This is a genomic window from Pseudomonas sp. IT-P12, assembly GCF_949767465.1.
In the GTDB taxonomy this organism is placed as follows: domain Bacteria; phylum Pseudomonadota; class Gammaproteobacteria; order Pseudomonadales; family Pseudomonadaceae; genus Aquipseudomonas.
This window is the reverse complement of sequence record NZ_CATKPY010000027.1, coordinates 50810-65213: the sequence shown is the minus strand read 5'-3', so window position 1 is coordinate 65213 and position 14404 is coordinate 50810. Positions and strand designations below refer to the sequence as shown.

The 14404-nt window shown below is 61.3% G+C and carries 13 protein-coding genes and 4 tRNA genes; 10 read left to right on the top strand and 7 right to left on the bottom strand.

Going from position 1 to position 14404, the window contains the following annotated elements; all coding sequences use genetic code 11:
* Positions 1–15: 15 nt before the first annotated feature.
* Positions 16–768, bottom strand: coding sequence for a hypothetical protein (locus ACM6IM_RS27140; RefSeq protein WP_192305962.1), 753 nt, complete (start codon positions 766–768; stop codon positions 16–18).
* Positions 769–1161: 393 nt separating this feature from the next.
* Here ACM6IM_RS27140 and ACM6IM_RS27135 point away from each other — a divergent pair.
* From ACM6IM_RS27135 to ACM6IM_RS27120, 4 genes are all read left to right on the top strand, one after another.
* Positions 1162–1237, top strand: a tRNA-Glu gene (locus tag ACM6IM_RS27135).
* A gap of 2 nt (positions 1238–1239) precedes the next feature.
* Positions 1240–1315 (top strand) — tRNA-Gly (locus tag ACM6IM_RS27130).
* Between the two features lie 104 nt (positions 1316–1419).
* Positions 1420–1495 (top strand) — tRNA-Glu (locus tag ACM6IM_RS27125).
* Positions 1496–1498: 3 nt separating this feature from the next.
* Positions 1499–1574, top strand: a tRNA-Gly gene (locus tag ACM6IM_RS27120).
* Positions 1575–1688: 114 nt separating this feature from the next.
* Here the strand turns inward: ACM6IM_RS27120 and ACM6IM_RS27115 are convergent.
* The 3 genes from ACM6IM_RS27115 to ACM6IM_RS27105 all read right to left on the bottom strand — a co-directional run bounded on the left by ACM6IM_RS27115 (position 1689) and on the right by ACM6IM_RS27105 (position 3821).
* Positions 1689–2330: a LysE family translocator gene (locus ACM6IM_RS27115; protein ID WP_201193195.1), complete on the bottom strand. Its 642-nt coding sequence runs from the start codon at positions 2328–2330 to the stop codon at positions 1689–1691.
* Position 2331: 1 nt separating this feature from the next.
* Positions 2332–3102 carry a 2OG-Fe(II) oxygenase gene (locus tag ACM6IM_RS27110; RefSeq protein ID WP_414866800.1) on the bottom strand — a complete coding sequence of 257 codons (771 nt, stop codon included), beginning with the start codon at positions 3100–3102 and terminating at the stop codon, positions 2332–2334.
* A 92-nt stretch (positions 3103–3194) separates the two neighbouring features.
* Complete coding sequence (locus ACM6IM_RS27105; RefSeq protein WP_192305968.1) at positions 3195–3821, bottom strand: alanyl-tRNA editing protein; 627 nt, start codon at positions 3819–3821, stop codon at positions 3195–3197.
* 91 nt (positions 3822–3912) lie between these two features.
* On the opposite strand from ACM6IM_RS27105, the gene ACM6IM_RS27100 reads away from it, so the two are divergent.
* Entirely contained in the window at positions 3913–4914 is a 1002-nt protein-coding gene (locus ACM6IM_RS27100) for a LysR family transcriptional regulator (RefSeq protein WP_192305970.1), read from the top strand.
* A 147-nt stretch (positions 4915–5061) separates the two neighbouring features.
* Here ACM6IM_RS27100 and ACM6IM_RS27095 read toward each other — a convergent pair whose 3' ends face one another.
* Both ACM6IM_RS27095 and ACM6IM_RS27090 read right to left on the bottom strand, forming a co-directional pair.
* Positions 5062–5469, bottom strand: coding sequence for a PA2817 family protein (locus ACM6IM_RS27095; protein WP_192305973.1), 408 nt, complete (start codon positions 5467–5469; stop codon positions 5062–5064).
* Between the two features lie 74 nt (positions 5470–5543).
* The gene (locus ACM6IM_RS27090) at positions 5544–7991 is read right to left on the bottom strand and encodes an acyl-CoA dehydrogenase (protein ID WP_414866799.1); all 2448 of its coding nucleotides are present in this window, start codon (positions 7989–7991) and stop codon (positions 5544–5546) included.
* A 248-nt stretch (positions 7992–8239) separates the two neighbouring features.
* On the opposite strand from ACM6IM_RS27090, the gene ACM6IM_RS27085 reads away from it, so the two are divergent.
* From ACM6IM_RS27085 to ACM6IM_RS27070, 4 genes are all read left to right on the top strand, one after another.
* Complete coding sequence (locus ACM6IM_RS27085; RefSeq protein WP_414866798.1) at positions 8240–8899, top strand: transglutaminase-like domain-containing protein; 660 nt, start codon at positions 8240–8242, stop codon at positions 8897–8899.
* Between the two features lie 43 nt (positions 8900–8942).
* Positions 8943–9566: a glutathione S-transferase family protein gene (locus ACM6IM_RS27080; RefSeq protein WP_192305979.1), complete on the top strand. Its 624-nt coding sequence runs from the start codon at positions 8943–8945 to the stop codon at positions 9564–9566.
* A 133-nt stretch (positions 9567–9699) separates the two neighbouring features.
* Positions 9700–10632 carry an ABC transporter ATP-binding protein gene (locus ACM6IM_RS27075; protein ID WP_201193186.1) on the top strand — a complete coding sequence of 311 codons (933 nt, stop codon included), beginning with the start codon at positions 9700–9702 and terminating at the stop codon, positions 10630–10632.
* Complete coding sequence (locus ACM6IM_RS27070) at positions 10629–11408, top strand: ABC transporter permease (protein WP_414866797.1); 780 nt, start codon at positions 10629–10631, stop codon at positions 11406–11408. The genes ACM6IM_RS27075 and ACM6IM_RS27070 overlap by 4 nt, the downstream gene beginning before the upstream one ends.
* 114 nt (positions 11409–11522) lie before the next feature.
* Here ACM6IM_RS27070 and ACM6IM_RS27065 read toward each other — a convergent pair whose 3' ends face one another.
* Positions 11523–12041 carry a DUF2062 domain-containing protein gene (locus ACM6IM_RS27065; RefSeq protein WP_192305986.1) on the bottom strand — a complete coding sequence of 173 codons (519 nt, stop codon included), beginning with the start codon at positions 12039–12041 and terminating at the stop codon, positions 11523–11525.
* A gap of 135 nt (positions 12042–12176) precedes the next feature.
* Between ACM6IM_RS27065 and ACM6IM_RS27060 the strand changes: the two genes are divergently transcribed.
* Complete coding sequence (locus ACM6IM_RS27060; RefSeq protein ID WP_414866796.1) at positions 12177–14399, top strand: DNA internalization-related competence protein ComEC/Rec2; 2223 nt, start codon at positions 12177–12179, stop codon at positions 14397–14399.
* Positions 14400–14404: the final 5 nt, after the last annotated feature.

Below are 14404 nucleotides of genomic sequence, written 5' to 3'. Positions count from 1 at the left end.
CGCAGGTTAGGCTGATCAGTCGTAGATCACGCGCTTCTTCCAGTCTGCATCGACGTCCTTGAGGCCTTCGGTCAGCGGGTTCACTTCGTCTTCAGCCGGCGCATTCTCGTCCATGACCTGTGCGTTGGCGCGGGCCAGGAGTTTTTCCAGGTATTCGAGTTGTTCGGCATACACCTGCGGTTCCTGCTGTTTGCGCAGGTATTGCACGCCGCGCTCGAAGGCCAGACGGGCCTGGCCTGGCTGGTTCTGTTGCAGGGAGTGCTGGCCAAGGTTATTGAAGAACTCGATGTGCAGCAGGACCAGGATGTGGCGAACTTCGCGGATCCAGCGTTTGGCCTCGTTGGGCATCAGGAAACCGTCTTGCGCTGCGCGGGTGATCTGGCCATGCAGGGCTTCGAGCAGGAAGCGCACATCCTTGGCCTTGGCTTCGGTCTGGATCGGTGCGGGCGGATTGTTGACCGGGATCGATTCGCCCTGGCCGATCAGCGTGTTCAGTTCACTGATTCGCGCCTTGAGGTTGGCGCTGGATTTCTCCAGGTTCAACAGGCGCTGGCAGACGTTCAGCTCCAGGCGAGTCAACAACAGCTTGAGGGCCGGTGTCATCAGTTGGCCGGGGAAGGTTTCGGTGATTTCGCCGCAACGACGCAAGCGGTCATTGAGTTCGACCTGGGTACGGGCCCTTTCCAGTTTATTGGCTTCCACCACATGGTTCATGTACCCAATGGCGATCAAAAGTGCGATCCCGGCTACGACGAGCAGGGTGATCATGAGTGGAGTCAACGGTAAGACCTCTTTATGGGATTCGCGAGCGAGTTTAGTGGCTTGGCATGGGGCCGCATAGGGCCGCCCGACGGGTTGGATCGAACGCGCTTGTCACTGTATCGACCGCAACGCTGCTTATATAAGCAATGACCATCGAATTGCACATTGCCATCATCTTTGGCGTGGGTGAACTATAACGTCTTGGCGAGTGTCAGAATATAGGCGTCAAACAGCGGGCGATCAAAAAGCCCCATTCCTTGCGCAAAGCAGGGCGAAGTCATTGATTTAAATAAATTTATATCTGGGGGTTGACGACCCTTCAATCCATCCATAGAATGCGCGCCACTTGCAGCGTAAAGCACACAGCGAAACGCGGCGGGGAGTGAATGTAGTACGTGTGTCCCCTTCGTCTAGTGGCCTAGGACACCGCCCTTTCACGGCGGTAACAGGGGTTCGAGTCCCCTAGGGGACGCCAATGCGGGAATAGCTCAGTTGGTAGAGCACGACCTTGCCAAGGTCGGGGTCGCGAGTTCGAGTCTCGTTTCCCGCTCCAATTTTAAACGGCGTTGCTTTCGGGCAGGGCTGAGTGAAACCAGAACCTCATTTTCGGATGCGGATCTGGACACCGAAACACACACCATGTGTTCCGGGTAGCGTGTCCCCTTCGTCTAGTGGCCTAGGACACCGCCCTTTCACGGCGGTAACAGGGGTTCGAGTCCCCTAGGGGACGCCATTTGCGGGAATAGCTCAGTTGGTAGAGCACGACCTTGCCAAGGTCGGGGTCGCGAGTTCGAGTCTCGTTTCCCGCTCCAAATTCAGAAAAACGCCGCTCATTGAGCGGCGTTTTTTTTTGCTTTCGATTTGTCTCCAGACCACCCAAAGGCCCGCCAGTCAGACTGAGCGGGCCTTTTGTGTGTGGGCTGTTTTCACATCGACAGAATCAGGCGCCCTGCGAACAGAATCAGGATCACCCCCATGGTGCGTTCAAACCAGTGCCCCATGCGCATGAACAGCACACGCACCCGGTGGCTGGAAAAGAACAGCGCAACGATCACGAACCACAGGGCATTCACGAAACACATCCAGGCCCCGTACAGCGCCTGGATGCCCAACGGGGTCGCGGTGTTGATGAGGGTGGTGAAAATCGCCAGGAAAAACAGCGTCGCCTTGGGGTTGGTGGCATTGGTCAGGAATCCGGTGGTGAACGCCTTGGTCAGCGTTTGTTCGACCAGCGGTTCATCCGTGTGCCTTGCAACGTCGAGCGTCGTCTTTGGTTGGCTGCGCAACAGGCTGATGCCGAGGTACAGGATGTAGGCACCGCCGATGATCTTGGCCACGGTCAACAGCCAGGGCAGGGTGTGCATCAGGGCGCCGACACCCAGCAGGGTGTAAAGCACGTGCACGGAAATGCCTGCGCCGATGCCCAGGGCGGTGCAGATGCCCACGCCGCGACCGAAACGCACGCTCTGGCGGATGGTGACCGCGAAGTCCGGCCCCGGGGCCACCACGGCGAGAAAGTGAATGGTCGCCAGCGCCAGGAATTCACCCAGGTAATTCGAATACTGCATCTCAACTCCAGAACGTCAGGGGTGAAGCATTGCCGCGATAGCCGACAAAGAATGAAAGGCTCAGGCGTGGATCCGCCACGCCGGGTGTGACTGCGTGCATGCAACGCGAATCGAACATGATGAAATCACCGGGCTCGGGACGGACTTCCAGGGCCGGGGCGCCCAGCAACGCCGGGTCGATGCCGTAGCTGTCGCCGCGCATGTCGTCGAACTGGTCCGGGGAAATATCCTGGTCCCACATCTGCAATGCGCCGCCCTCCACGGGCATGTTCAGGTACACGTTGCAGGCGAACTGGGCGTCGAGGCTTCGTGCCTGATAGCTGTCAGGCGCGTCCTTGGCGAAGATGTCGTGATGGGCCAGGAAGCAGACCCCGGGCTTCACCACCCGGGACAACCCGACATACATCTTGCGTCCGTAGAGGCTTTCCAGGTGGGCGCCGGCGGGCCAGGATTCGTCGAGCATGCAGCGCAGGGTGTCGACCGGAGAGGCGTAGGGCGCGCAACGGTCGCGCAAATCCGCGATGTTGCGGGTCGCCCGATCGAAGTAGTCCTCGATCAGCAGTGGCTGGTTTTCCGCTTCATAAAACGCCATGCCGATGCGACCGATGCTCGGTGCGTTGATATAGCCCTCGAAACCCGGGGCAAGAATCCTGTCGCCGATCTTTTGCGCCAGCGGCGGGGCCAGGAAGCTTTTGACGCGGATGGCGAGGACTTCTTCGTTGGCCAGTTTTTGTATGCACGTCTCATCGAGACGCTCGACGTCAAGCATCATGGTCAAGGTCCATCTATCTGATAGTCAACGGAACCGGTGAATGCAGGCATTCCCGGCGTCGGGCGAGAGCGGATCCGCCATCGCCCGCAGGCTCAATCCACGGTGTAGTGGACTGACAGCGTGCCCTTCTTCTGCGAAACGGCAGTGATCGTGACTTTGCCCAAATCCTTCAGGCTGCGTACATGGGTGCCGCCACAGCCGTAGGCCGGCAGTTCACCGAAACCGATTTCCCGGGCGCCTTCGCGCAACGAGGTCAGGCGTGGCAGGTCATGGGCGATCCATTGTTCGAGGCCGAACTCGATGGTCCGGGCATCCGCCTCTTGCGCCGAATCCGTCGGTTTGAACTGCACTCGTCCTTCGCCCGGCCAGTGATGCGCCTTGATCGGCATCCAGCCCATGGCTTGCACGAAGTGACCGATCAGATGACCGGCCGAATGCATCCGCGTATTGAACCGGCGACGCGGCTCATCGACGCGAATCTGGGTCATGCCGGGCGCTATCGGACGGTCGACGAAATGCAGGATCCGCTCCGGATCCTGCACCACGCGCAGGACCTGGCTGTCGCCGATCCAGCCGGTGTCGAAGGGCTGTCCGCCGCCCTGGGGATGAAACAGTGTGGCGCGCAACTCCACGGCGAATTCCTGCTCGTGGGGCGTGCATTGCAGTACTTCCACGTTGGCCTTGAGGTCATCACTATGGAAAAACAGGCGGAGCGTCATAGTCCATGCCATCGTCAACGGTTATGTATTTCATTATATGAAGCGTGGAATTGCGTGATAATCCGTTCAAACATCAAAGGACTGTTGCTTCGTGAGCATAAATCTTCCCCTACCGTTGCTCGGCGAAATGGCGATTTTCGTCAAGGTTGTCGAGACCGGAAGTTTCTCAGAGGCCGCGCGTCAACTGGGCGCTTCGCCGTCGGCGATCAGTCGCAGCCTGTCGCGCCTGGAGAAGGCCTTGGCCACGCGCCTGCTGCAACGCACCACGCGCAAGTTGCGCCTGAGCGATGCGGGCGAGGAGGTCTTCAAGCGCTGTCGGGAGATGGTCAGCGCTGCCAAGTCGGTCATGGAGATCAGTGGCCAGTTCACCGATGAAGCGCAGGGGCTGGTGCGCGTCAGCGTTCCCAAGGCGGTCGGGCGATTCGTGATTCATCCGCATATGCCGGAGTTTCTGCGGCGATATCCCAAGGTGGACGTGGAGTTGTTGCTCGAGGACCGCCAGGTGGATCTGATCGACGACCATGTCGACCTGGCGATCCGCATCACCGATCAGCCACCCGCCGGCCTGGTGGGGCGGCAACTGCTGACCATCGACCATATGCTCTGCGCGACGCCGCAGTACCTGGCGGAACATGGCACCCCGACTCATCCCCATGATCTGCTCAACCACAGCTGCATCTACCTGGGCGAAACACCGAGCGATGCGCGCTGGAAATTCAAGAAAGGCACCAAGGCGGTCACCGTTGGCGTGCGTGGGCGCTATGCCGCCAATCACACCGGTGTACGACTGGGCGCGGTGTTGCAGCATATCGGGATTGGCAGCCTGCCTTACTTCACGGCGCGTCATGCGCTGGAGCAAGGCCTGATTGTGCAGGTGTTGCCGGACTGGACGTTTCTGGCGTCCTCTTACCACGGCGGCGCCTGGCTGCTGCATTCCCCAACCCGATACCTGCCGCCGAAGCTGCGGGTGTTGATCGATTACCTGGTCGAGTGCCTGGCGAAGGAGCCGACCTTGAGCAAGCCGGGCAAGGCCGGCGCGTCGAGCCAGGTTGCGACGGCGTACGAGTTGCCGGAGAGTGACGGGTTGTTCTGATGCACGAAGACTGTCGGCGCGAGGGGGGCGCCGAGTCCTCGCTCGCGATGATCGTCAACGATAACGCTGGTTGCCTGACACGCGGCGGTGTCCTCTGGATCTTCGCGAGCAAGAACTCGGCGTCCCCCTCGCTCCTACCGGGATTACTCAGTGCTTGCTGTCGTCGTTCGACATCGCCAGCAGCTGTTTTTCCTGATGCCAGTCGAACGGTTCGTCGTTCTGTTCGGCTTCGAAGCGACGATCTTCCAGGGCCTGGTACAGGTCGATTTCTTCATCGGGCATGTAGTGCAGGCAGTCGCCGGCGAAGTACCACAACAGGTCGCGAGGGACCAGGTGAGCGATTTGCGGGTAACGGGTCATCACCTGGCACAGAATGTCCTGGCCCAGGTACTGGCTTTCGATCGGGTCGACCGGCAGCAAGGCGCGCAGTTCGTCGAAACGCTCCAGAAACAAGGCATGGCTTTCTTCAGGAACCTGTTCGGCCTCACCCACGGCGACCAGGATGCTGCGCAAGTGGTCAAGCAAGACGAGATGGTCGGCAACGACGTTGGACACGAGATAAGTCCTCAAGAGCAAAACGGGCGCGGGAGTATAAAGCGCCCGCGCCCGTTTTTACATGGCTGGCGGGATCAGCGGACTTTCCCCGGCGCCAGCGTCAGTTCCTCCTTGGCGAAATCATCCACGTCGATCACCTTGCGTCGCGCCACTTCGGCGGCCTGCAGGCTGTGCGCTTCCAGGGGCTGCAACACACCAGCCTCGAGCGCGGCATCGATGACGTTTTCCCCGGCCGCCGGTTTGACCTGACCGCTCTTGAGCGCCACATGCAGTTTTTTCTGCGCAGGTTTCACCGCCTCCAGCGCGTCGAAGGCGTGTTGCAGGGCGCCGACGGCGTCATCGGCCGATTGTGGGCGGAAGCAGCCACCGAGCAGTTCCTCCAGGGCCGGATCGCCTTTGGCCCGGCCAATCACCGCCGCGACTTCGGCGTCGAGCTTGTCCGACGGCCCTTTGTGCCGACGTCCGAACGGAAACACGATGACCCGCAGCAGGCAGCCCAGCACCCTGTTCGGGAAGTTGGTCAGCAGTTCGTCCAGCGCGCGTTCCGACTGACCAAGGCTTTCTTCCATCGCCCAGTTGAACAGCGGTGCCATGTGCGCCGGAGAGTCGAGGTCGTGATAGCGCTTGAGCGCGGCGGAAGCGAGGTACAGGTTGCTCAGCACATCCCCCAGGCGCGCCGACAGGCGTTCGCGGCGTTTCAGCTCGCCACCGAGCAGCATCATGCTCAGGTCGGCGAGCAGGGCGAATGCGGCCGCCTGACGGTTGAGCGCACGGAAGTAGCCCTGGCTGAGCTTGTCGCCCGGCGCCTTCTCGAAATGGCCCAGGCCGAGGTTGAGCACCAGAGTGCTGGCTGCGTTGCTGATGGCAAACCCGATGTGCTTGAGCAACAGGCCATCGAACTCGATGAGCGCCTGCTCCTTGTCCTCACGCCCGGCGAGGGCCATTTCCTTGAGCACGAATGGATGGCAGCGAATGGCGCCCTGGCCGAAGATCATCAGGTTGCGCGAAAGGATGTTCGCGCCTTCCACGGTGATGAAGATCGGCGCACCGTTCCAGCTGCGGCCCAGGTAATTGTTCGGCCCCATGATGATCGCCTTGCCGCCGTGAACATCCATGGCGTGGCTGATGCATTCGCGGCCGCGTTCGGTGAGGTGATACTTGAGAATTGCCGACAGCACCGACGGTTTCTCGCCCAGGTCCACCGCGTTGGCGGTCAGCATCCGCGCCGCGTCCATCATCCAGGCGTTGCCGCCGATGCGCGCCATCGCTTCCTGGATGCCCTCGAACGCCGACAGTGGCACGTTGAACTGTTCACGAATCTGCGCGTATTGACCGGTCACCAGGCTGGTGAACTTCGCTGCGCCGGTACCGACCGCCGGCAGCGAAATCGAACGCCCCACCGACAGGCAATTCATCAGCATCATCCAGCCTTTGCCGAGCATGTCCTGGCCGCCGATCAGGAAGTCCAGCGGGATGAACACGTCCTTGCCGGCGTTCGGGCCGTTCATGAAGGCTGCGCCCAGGGGCAGGTGGCGCCGGCCGATCTCCACACCGGGGGTATCGGTCGGAATCAGCGCCAGGCTGATGCCCAGGTCTTCTTCCTCGCCCAGCAAGTGATCCGGGTCATAGGCTTTGAATGCCAGGCCGAGGAGGGTGGCGACCGGGCCCAGGGTGATGTAGCGCTTTTCCCAGTTCAGGCGCAGGCCTAGGGTTTCCTGGCCTTGCCATTGACCTTTGCAGATCACGCCGGTGTCGGGCATTGAACCGGCGTCGGAGCCGGCCAGTGGTCCGGTCAGGGCGAAGCACGGGATGTCATCGCCCCGGGCCAGTCGTGGCAGGTAATGGTTGCGTTGTTCGTCGGTGCCGTAGTGCAACAGCAGCTCGGCGGGGCCGAGGGAGTTGGGGACCATCACGGTGGACGCGAGGTCGCCGCTGCGGGTCGCCAGTTTCATCGCCACCTGGGAGTGGGCGTAGGCGGAAAAACCCTTGCCGCCATATTCCTTGGGAATGATCAGAGCAAAGAAGCCGTTGTCCTTGATGTGCGCCCAGGCCTCGGCGGGCAGGTCCATGTCCTGGCCGATCTGCCAGTCGGTGACCATTGCACAGAGTTCGTCGGTCGGGCCATCGATGAAGGCCTGTTCCTCTTCGGTCAATTGAACCTTGGGGTAGGACAGCAACTTGTCCCAATCCGGACGGCCGCTGAACAGTTCACCGTCCCACCATACCGTGCCGGCGTCGATGGCGTCGCGCTCGGTTTCCGACATCGGTGGCAGGGTTTTCTGGAACCAGTCGAACAGCGGCGCGCTGAAGTATTTGCGGCGCAGGTCGGGCAGCAACAGCGGCAGGGCAACGGCGGCGATCAACAGCCACAGGACCAGCAGCAACCCGCCAGGCGCACGGCTGAAGGCACCCATCGCCACCACATAGACGGCAACGATGCACAGGGCGGGCAGAGGGGCAATACGGCGGTGGGCTAAATACGCTATCCCGACAACCAGAACCAGTATCCACAACAGCAGCATATTTAATCCTCCGTGAATCAAGGGCAAAAACAACCTTCAGAGCTTAGACGGCATCCGCAAAACAGGTTGGTCAGAGCGGTTTGATTGAAATCGTGGGAAACCTTCCAAGAGTGTGTAGGACCGGTTGGCAGCGGACCGCACAAAACGTTCGAGGGGCGGGCGGCAAAGCGTCCATGTTTGGCCGAAACGTCGTTATCTTCGTGCTGAACCTGTCGCTAGACTCGTGGCTTCTCCAGGAGATTGTTCGCATGCACGAGTATTTGAGTCCCGGTCGCTTCATCGATAGTGACCACCCGTCGGTAGTGGAGTTCGCCGAAAAACACCGTGGCAATCGTCGCGATCCGCTCGAGCAGGCGATCAATCTCTACCACGCGGTGCGCGAGGCCGTGCGTTACAACCCCTACACCTTCAGTCGCGACCCTGGCACCTTGCGTGGCAGTCATGCACTGGCGGCCGGTGAAAGTTACTGTGTGCCCAAGGCCACGTTGCTGGCCGGTGCGGCTCGACATTGCGGAATTGCCGCACGAATCGGCCTGGCGGATGTGCGCAATCATTTGTCGACCCCACGTTTGCTGGCGTTGCTCAAGAGCGATGTGTTCGCCATGCATGGTTATACCGAACTGTTCCTGAACGGCCGCTGGGTCAAGGCCACGCCAGCGTTCAACCAGCAGCTGTGTGAACTGTTCAATGTGGCGCCGCTGGAATTCGATGGCATCCACGACAGCGTGTTCCACCCCTTCAATCGCGAGGGCGCGCCGTTGATGGAGTATTTGATCGATCACGGTCAGTTCGCCGACGTCCCGGAAACCTTCTTTTTCGAGCACCTGGAAAAATGCTACCCGCATCTGTTCGGCGACGCGTTGCCGCCGCTGCTGGGTGACATGCAGAGCGATTTGAGTCGCGCTTGATCCGGCGTATGCTGCCTGCGCACTCATCCATTAAGAGGCAGCCATGCTGAAGATCTGGGGTCGAAAAAATTCGTCGAATGTCAGGAAGCCCTTGTGGGCGGCCGAGGAACTGAACCTGGCCTATGAAGCCATCGATGCGGGCGGTGCCTTTGGCGTCGTCGACACGCCGCAGTACCGGGCGATGAACCCCAATGGTCGGGTGCCTGTGATCGAGGACGACGGTTTCGTGCTGTGGGAGTCGAATGCGATCGTGCGCTACCTGCTGGCCCTGCATGCCGCCGGTACCGCGTGGTATCCGGACGACCTGAAAGCGCGCGCCATCGCCGACAAGTGGATGGACTGGACCACCTCCAGTTTTGCCGGCCCGTTCCGCACGGTGTTCTGGGGCGTTTTGCGCACGCCGGCCGATCAGCAGGACTGGCCCGCCATCCACGCGGCGATCAAGGAATGCGACACACTTTTGTCGATGGCCGATCAGGCGCTGGCGGTCAAGCCGTACCTGTCGGGTGATGAAATCGGCATGGGCGACATCCCCCTCGGCAGTTTCATTTATGCCTGGTTCGAGATGCCGATCGAGCGTGCCCCGCAGCCTCATCTGCAAGCCTGGTACGCACGGCTGAAGCAGCGTCCGGCGTATCGGAAAGCCGTCATGACTGCGTTGACTTAATACTTACTATCGACACACTTCACTGTACTTGTGTGGCGGCGACAAGCACCATTGCGCTCATGCGCCGCGGTTGCGTTGTGCGCCGCCCGCCCTCATCGATTCTTTTTTTCCCTTCTTGGTGCGTAGATCCGATATGAGTTCCGCTCTGTCCATCCGGCAGCTAACCAAAACCTACGGCAACGGTTTCCAGGCCCTGAGTGGTATCGATCTGGACGTCGCCGAAGGTGACTTTTTCGCCTTGCTCGGCCCCAACGGTGCCGGCAAATCCACGACCATCGGCATTCTCTCGACCCTGGTGAACAAGACCAGCGGCACGGTGAACATCTTTGGCCACGACCTGGACAAAAATCCTGCGCAGCTCAAGCGCTCCATCGGCGTCGTGCCGCAGGAATTCAACTTCAACCAGTTCGAAAAAACCTTCGACATCGTCGTGACCCAGGCGGGTTACTACGGCATCCCGCCGAAAGTCGCCAAGCAACGCGCCGAGCAGTACCTGACCCAGCTCGGTCTGTGGGACAAGCGCGATGTACCGTCACGTTCGCTGTCTGGCGGCATGAAGCGTCGCCTGATGATCGCCCGTGCGCTGGTCCACGAACCGCGCCTGCTGATCCTCGACGAGCCGACGGCGGGGGTGGATATCGAACTGCGTCGTTCGATGTGGACCTTCCTCACCGAACTGAACCAGAAAGGCATCACCATCATCCTCACCACGCATTACCTGGAGGAGGCTGAGCAGTTGTGCCGTCATATCGGGATCATCGACCACGGCACCATCGTCGAGAACACCAGCATGAAACAGCTGCTGGGCCAGCTGCATGTAGAAACTTTCCTGCTCGACACCCGCAACGCACTGAGTGTCGCGCCGCAGTTGCTCGGTTACCCGTCCCGATTGCTCGATGCGCATACCCTTGAGGTCCAGGTCGAGAAGACCATGGGCATCACCGCGCTGTTCACCCAGCTGGCGCAGCAGAACATCGAAGTATTGAGCCTGCGTAACAAAACCAATCGCCTCGAGGAGTTGTTCGTGTCCCTGGTGGAGAAAAATCTGTCGAAGGTGGCCGTATGAATTCCGAGCTGCGACCCAACCTCGTCGCCCTCAACACCATCGTTTACCGTGAGGTCAGGCGCTTCACCCGGATCTGGCCGCAGACCTTGCTGCCACCGGCCATCACGATGGTTCTGTACTTTGTCATTTTCGGTAACCTGATTGGCCGGCAGATCGGTGACATGGGTGGTTTCACCTACATGGAGTACATCGTGCCGGGGCTGATCATGATGTCGGTGATCACCAACTCCTATGGCAACGTGGTGTCGAGCTTCTTCGGCAGCAAATTCCAGCGCTCCATCGAGGAATTGATGGTGTCGCCGGTGTCGCCGCACACCATCCTGATCGGCTTCACCCTTGGCGGTGTGCTGCGCGGGTTGATGGTCGGGCTGATTGTCACGCTGCTGTCGATGTTCTTCACCCACCTGCAGGTGCATCACCTGGGCATAACCGTTCTGGTCGTGGTGCTGACGGCGACGATCTTTTCGTTGCTGGGCTTCATCAACGCGGTGTTTGCGCGCAACTTCGATGACATTTCGATCATCCCGACCTTCGTGCTGACGCCACTGACTTACCTGGGCGGTGTGTTCTATTCGATCTCGTTGTTGTCACCGTTCTGGCAGACCGTCTCCCTGGCGAACCCGGTGTTGCACATGGTCAATGCCTTCCGCTTCGGGATCCTGGGGGTGTCGGACATCAGGATCAGCGTGGCGATCACCTTCATGCTGGTGGCCACGGTGGTGCTGTATATCGGCTGCGCGCGGTTGCTGGTGAGTGGGCGGGGGATGCGGACTTAGGGTTTTTCGGGCTGTACTGGTTTGGGTGCATATCCATTTTATTTGTGAGGGCGGAACCATAATCCGCCATCACCCCAAAAACGGATATTCACCCGGTCCAAAACAGAACCGAGGTCACCCCATCCGCCTTTTCTTGCGCCGTGCCCACTGCCGGCTGACCCACCATCGCCAGTACACCATCACCAGGCAATAGGCGAGTGCACCCAGCAGCAGGCCTGTCACCACCGACCCCAGCAGGAAGGGTTGCCACAATGTCGACAACTCGCCACTGATCCATTCCCAGGTCAGTTCGTCAGGCAAGGTCCGGGCGGGCACGTTCATCAGCCAGGCGCCCATCTGGTAGGTACAGAAAAACACCGCAGGCATGGTGATCGGGTTGGTCAGCCAGACCAGGCTGACAGCGATGGGCATATTGCCGCGTACCACGATGGCCAGGGCGGCGGCCACCAGCATCTGCATGGGAATCGGCAGGAACGCCGCGAACAACCCCACCGCCATGGCCCGCGCCACCGAGTGTCGATTGAGGTGCCAGAGGTTCGGGTCATGCAGCAGTGTTCCGAGAAAGCGTAAGGATTGATGTTCCCTGATGCTCGTCGGGTCTGGCATGTAGCGTTTGAATAATCGCCGGGGCATAGGGCTTCTCGGTCGGTTAAGGCGGCAAGTATGTCTGGATTCTATGAGCCGCCTATTCAGAGTTTGTGACAATTATTGACGACGCTCGTGCCGTCAGCCGGCTATGACTAGGAGGGGACTCTCAAGGACGGGCTTATGCGCACAGGGATGATGGCGCTGGCGTTGGGTTTGCTGGCCCTGCGTTTTGTACCGGTATTACCGCCGGTCTGGTTGTGGCTGGTGTTGCCCCTGGCGGGTTTGATGTTGATGCCGTTCAGGACTTATCCATTGGCGTTTTTCCTGTTCGGCCTCAGTTGGGCCTGCGCGAATGCACAATGGGCGCTGGATGATCGCCTGCCGATCGATCTCGACGGGGAAACCCGTTGGCTCGAGGGACGGGTGGTGGGTTTGCCCCAGGACAGCGAAGGGGTGGTGCGGTTCGAATTGACCGACATTCGCGCGCGGCAGGCACAGGTGCCCCAGCGCATGCGCCTGGCCTGGTATGGCGGGCCGCCGGTCAACAGCGGCGAACGATGGCGGCTGGCGGTGAAGTTGAAACGTCCGGCCGGGTTGCTCAATCCCCATGCCTTCGACTACGACGCCTGGCTGCTGGCGCAACGCATCGGCGCCACCGGTACCATCAAGGATGGCCAGCGCCTCGCCGAAGCCCGTTGGGCCTGGCGCGACGGCGTGCGCAAACGCTTGCAGGCGGTGGACGCCCAGGGCCGGGCCGGGGCTCTGGCGGCGCTGGTGCTGGGCGACGGTGCCGGACTCGGTCGCGAAGATTGGCAGGTGCTGCAAGACACGGGCACCGTGCACCTGCTGGTGATTTCCGGGCAGCACATCGGCCTGCTGGCCGGTGTGGTGTACCTGATGATCGCCGGGCTGGCTCGCTACGGCCTGTGGCCGCACCGTTTGCCGTGGTTGCCCTGGGCATGCGGGCTGGCATTCGCCTCGGCGCTGGGCTACGGGCTGCTGGCGGGGTTCGAAGTGCCGGTGCGACGAGCCTGCGTGATGATCGGCCTGGTGTTGTTGTGGCGCCTGCGCTTTCGCCACCTAGGCAGCTGGTGGCCCCTGTTGCTGGCCCTGAATGCGGTGCTGCTGTTCGATCCGCTGGTGAGCCTGCAGCCGGGATTCTGGCTGTCCTTCGCGGCGGTGGCGGTGCTGATCTTCACCTTTGGCGGTCGCCTCGGCCCCTGGCGATGGTGGCAGACCTGGACCCGTGCGCAATGGTTGATCGCAATCGGCCTGTGCCCTTGGTTGCTGGTGCTGGGATTGCCAATCAGCCTCAGCGGCCCGGTCGCCAATCTGCTGGCGGTGCCCTGGATCAGCCTGCTGGTGTTGCCGCTGGCCCTGTCGGGCACGCTGTTGCTGCCGGTGCCTTATGTGGGTGAAGGCTTGCTGTGGCTGGCCGGCGGGCTGATCGACGGGCTGTTCAAAGGCCTGGCGTGGGTGGCCGGGCAAATGCCTGCGTGGGTGCCGGTGGCGATTCCATTCTGGGCGTGGGCGTTGGGAAGCCTAGGCGCGCTGCTCCTGTTACTGCCCCGTGGCGTACCGCTGCGGCCGTTGGGCTGGCCGCTGTTGCTGATGTTGGTGTTTGCGCCCAGGCCCCCGCTGGCCGAAGGCATCGCCGAAGTCTGGCAACTGGACGTCGGTCAGGGGCTGGCGATCCTGGTGCGAACCCGCCATCACACCCTGCTGTACGACAGCGGCCCGCGCTTGCGTGGCGTCGACCTCGGCGAGCGCGTCGTCCTGCCTGCCTTGCGCAAGCTCGGCGTGGACGGGCTCGACCTGATGCTGATCAGCCATGCGGACGCCGATCATGCCGGCGGCGCGCGGGCGATTGCCGGGGGGCTGCCGGTGATGCGGGTCATCAGCGGCGACCCCGAGGCATTGCCCGACGAATTGCACGCGCAGCCTTGCGAAAGCGGGCAGCAATGGACCTGGGACGGCGTGAGGTTCCAGCTCTGGCAATGGCCCCAGGCATCGGACAGCAACCAGAAGTCCTGTGTCCTGCAGGTCGAGGCCAAGGGTGAGCGCTTGCTGCTGAGCGGTGACATCGACAGCGCAGCCGAGCGCGCCCTGCTCGACAGTCCGCTGGGCGTGCCCACCGAGTGGTTGCAGGCGCCGCACCACGGCAGCCGCAGTTCGTCCTCGATGGCCTTGCTGGCGACGCTGCAACCCAAAGCAGTGCTGATTTCCCGAGGCCACGGCAATTCGTTCGGCCACCCGCATCCCACGGTCATGGCCCGGTATCGCAAACGGGGCATGTCCGTGCATGACAGCGCCGAGCAGGGTGCCATTCGTCTGCGCCTGGGGCAATTCGAGCCGGCCTGGACGATGCGTCAGCAGCGGCGTTTCTGGCGTGCCGCGCCATGAGGGCC

What these genes read in the sequence shown, in the direction of transcription:
- ACM6IM_RS27105 (WP_192305968.1), bottom strand. Translation starts at nt 3,821, where the DNA reads ATGACGCTCCGCCTGTTTTTCCATAGTGATGACCTCAAGGCCAACGTG.
- ACM6IM_RS27115 (WP_201193195.1), bottom strand. Translation starts at nt 2,330, where the DNA reads ATGCAGTATTCGAATTACCTGGGTGAATTCCTGGCGCTGGCGACCATT.
- ACM6IM_RS27080 (WP_192305979.1), top strand. Translation starts at nt 8,943, where the DNA reads ATGCTGAAGATCTGGGGTCGAAAAAATTCGTCGAATGTCAGGAAGCCC.
- ACM6IM_RS27140 (WP_192305962.1), bottom strand. Translation starts at nt 768, where the DNA reads ATGATCACCCTGCTCGTCGTAGCCGGGATCGCACTTTTGATCGCCATT.
- ACM6IM_RS27110 (WP_414866800.1), bottom strand. Translation starts at nt 3,102, where the DNA reads ATGATGCTTGACGTCGAGCGTCTCGATGAGACGTGCATACAAAAACTG.
- ACM6IM_RS27070 (WP_414866797.1), top strand. Translation starts at nt 10,629, where the DNA reads ATGAATTCCGAGCTGCGACCCAACCTCGTCGCCCTCAACACCATCGTT.
- ACM6IM_RS27085 (WP_414866798.1), top strand. Translation starts at nt 8,240, where the DNA reads ATGCACGAGTATTTGAGTCCCGGTCGCTTCATCGATAGTGACCACCCG.
- ACM6IM_RS27065 (WP_192305986.1), bottom strand. Translation starts at nt 12,041, where the DNA reads ATGCCCCGGCGATTATTCAAACGCTACATGCCAGACCCGACGAGCATC.
- ACM6IM_RS27090 (WP_414866799.1), bottom strand. Translation starts at nt 7,991, where the DNA reads ATGCTGCTGTTGTGGATACTGGTTCTGGTTGTCGGGATAGCGTATTTA.
- ACM6IM_RS27075 (WP_201193186.1), top strand. Translation starts at nt 9,700, where the DNA reads ATGAGTTCCGCTCTGTCCATCCGGCAGCTAACCAAAACCTACGGCAAC.
- ACM6IM_RS27060 (WP_414866796.1), top strand. Translation starts at nt 12,177, where the DNA reads ATGCGCACAGGGATGATGGCGCTGGCGTTGGGTTTGCTGGCCCTGCGT.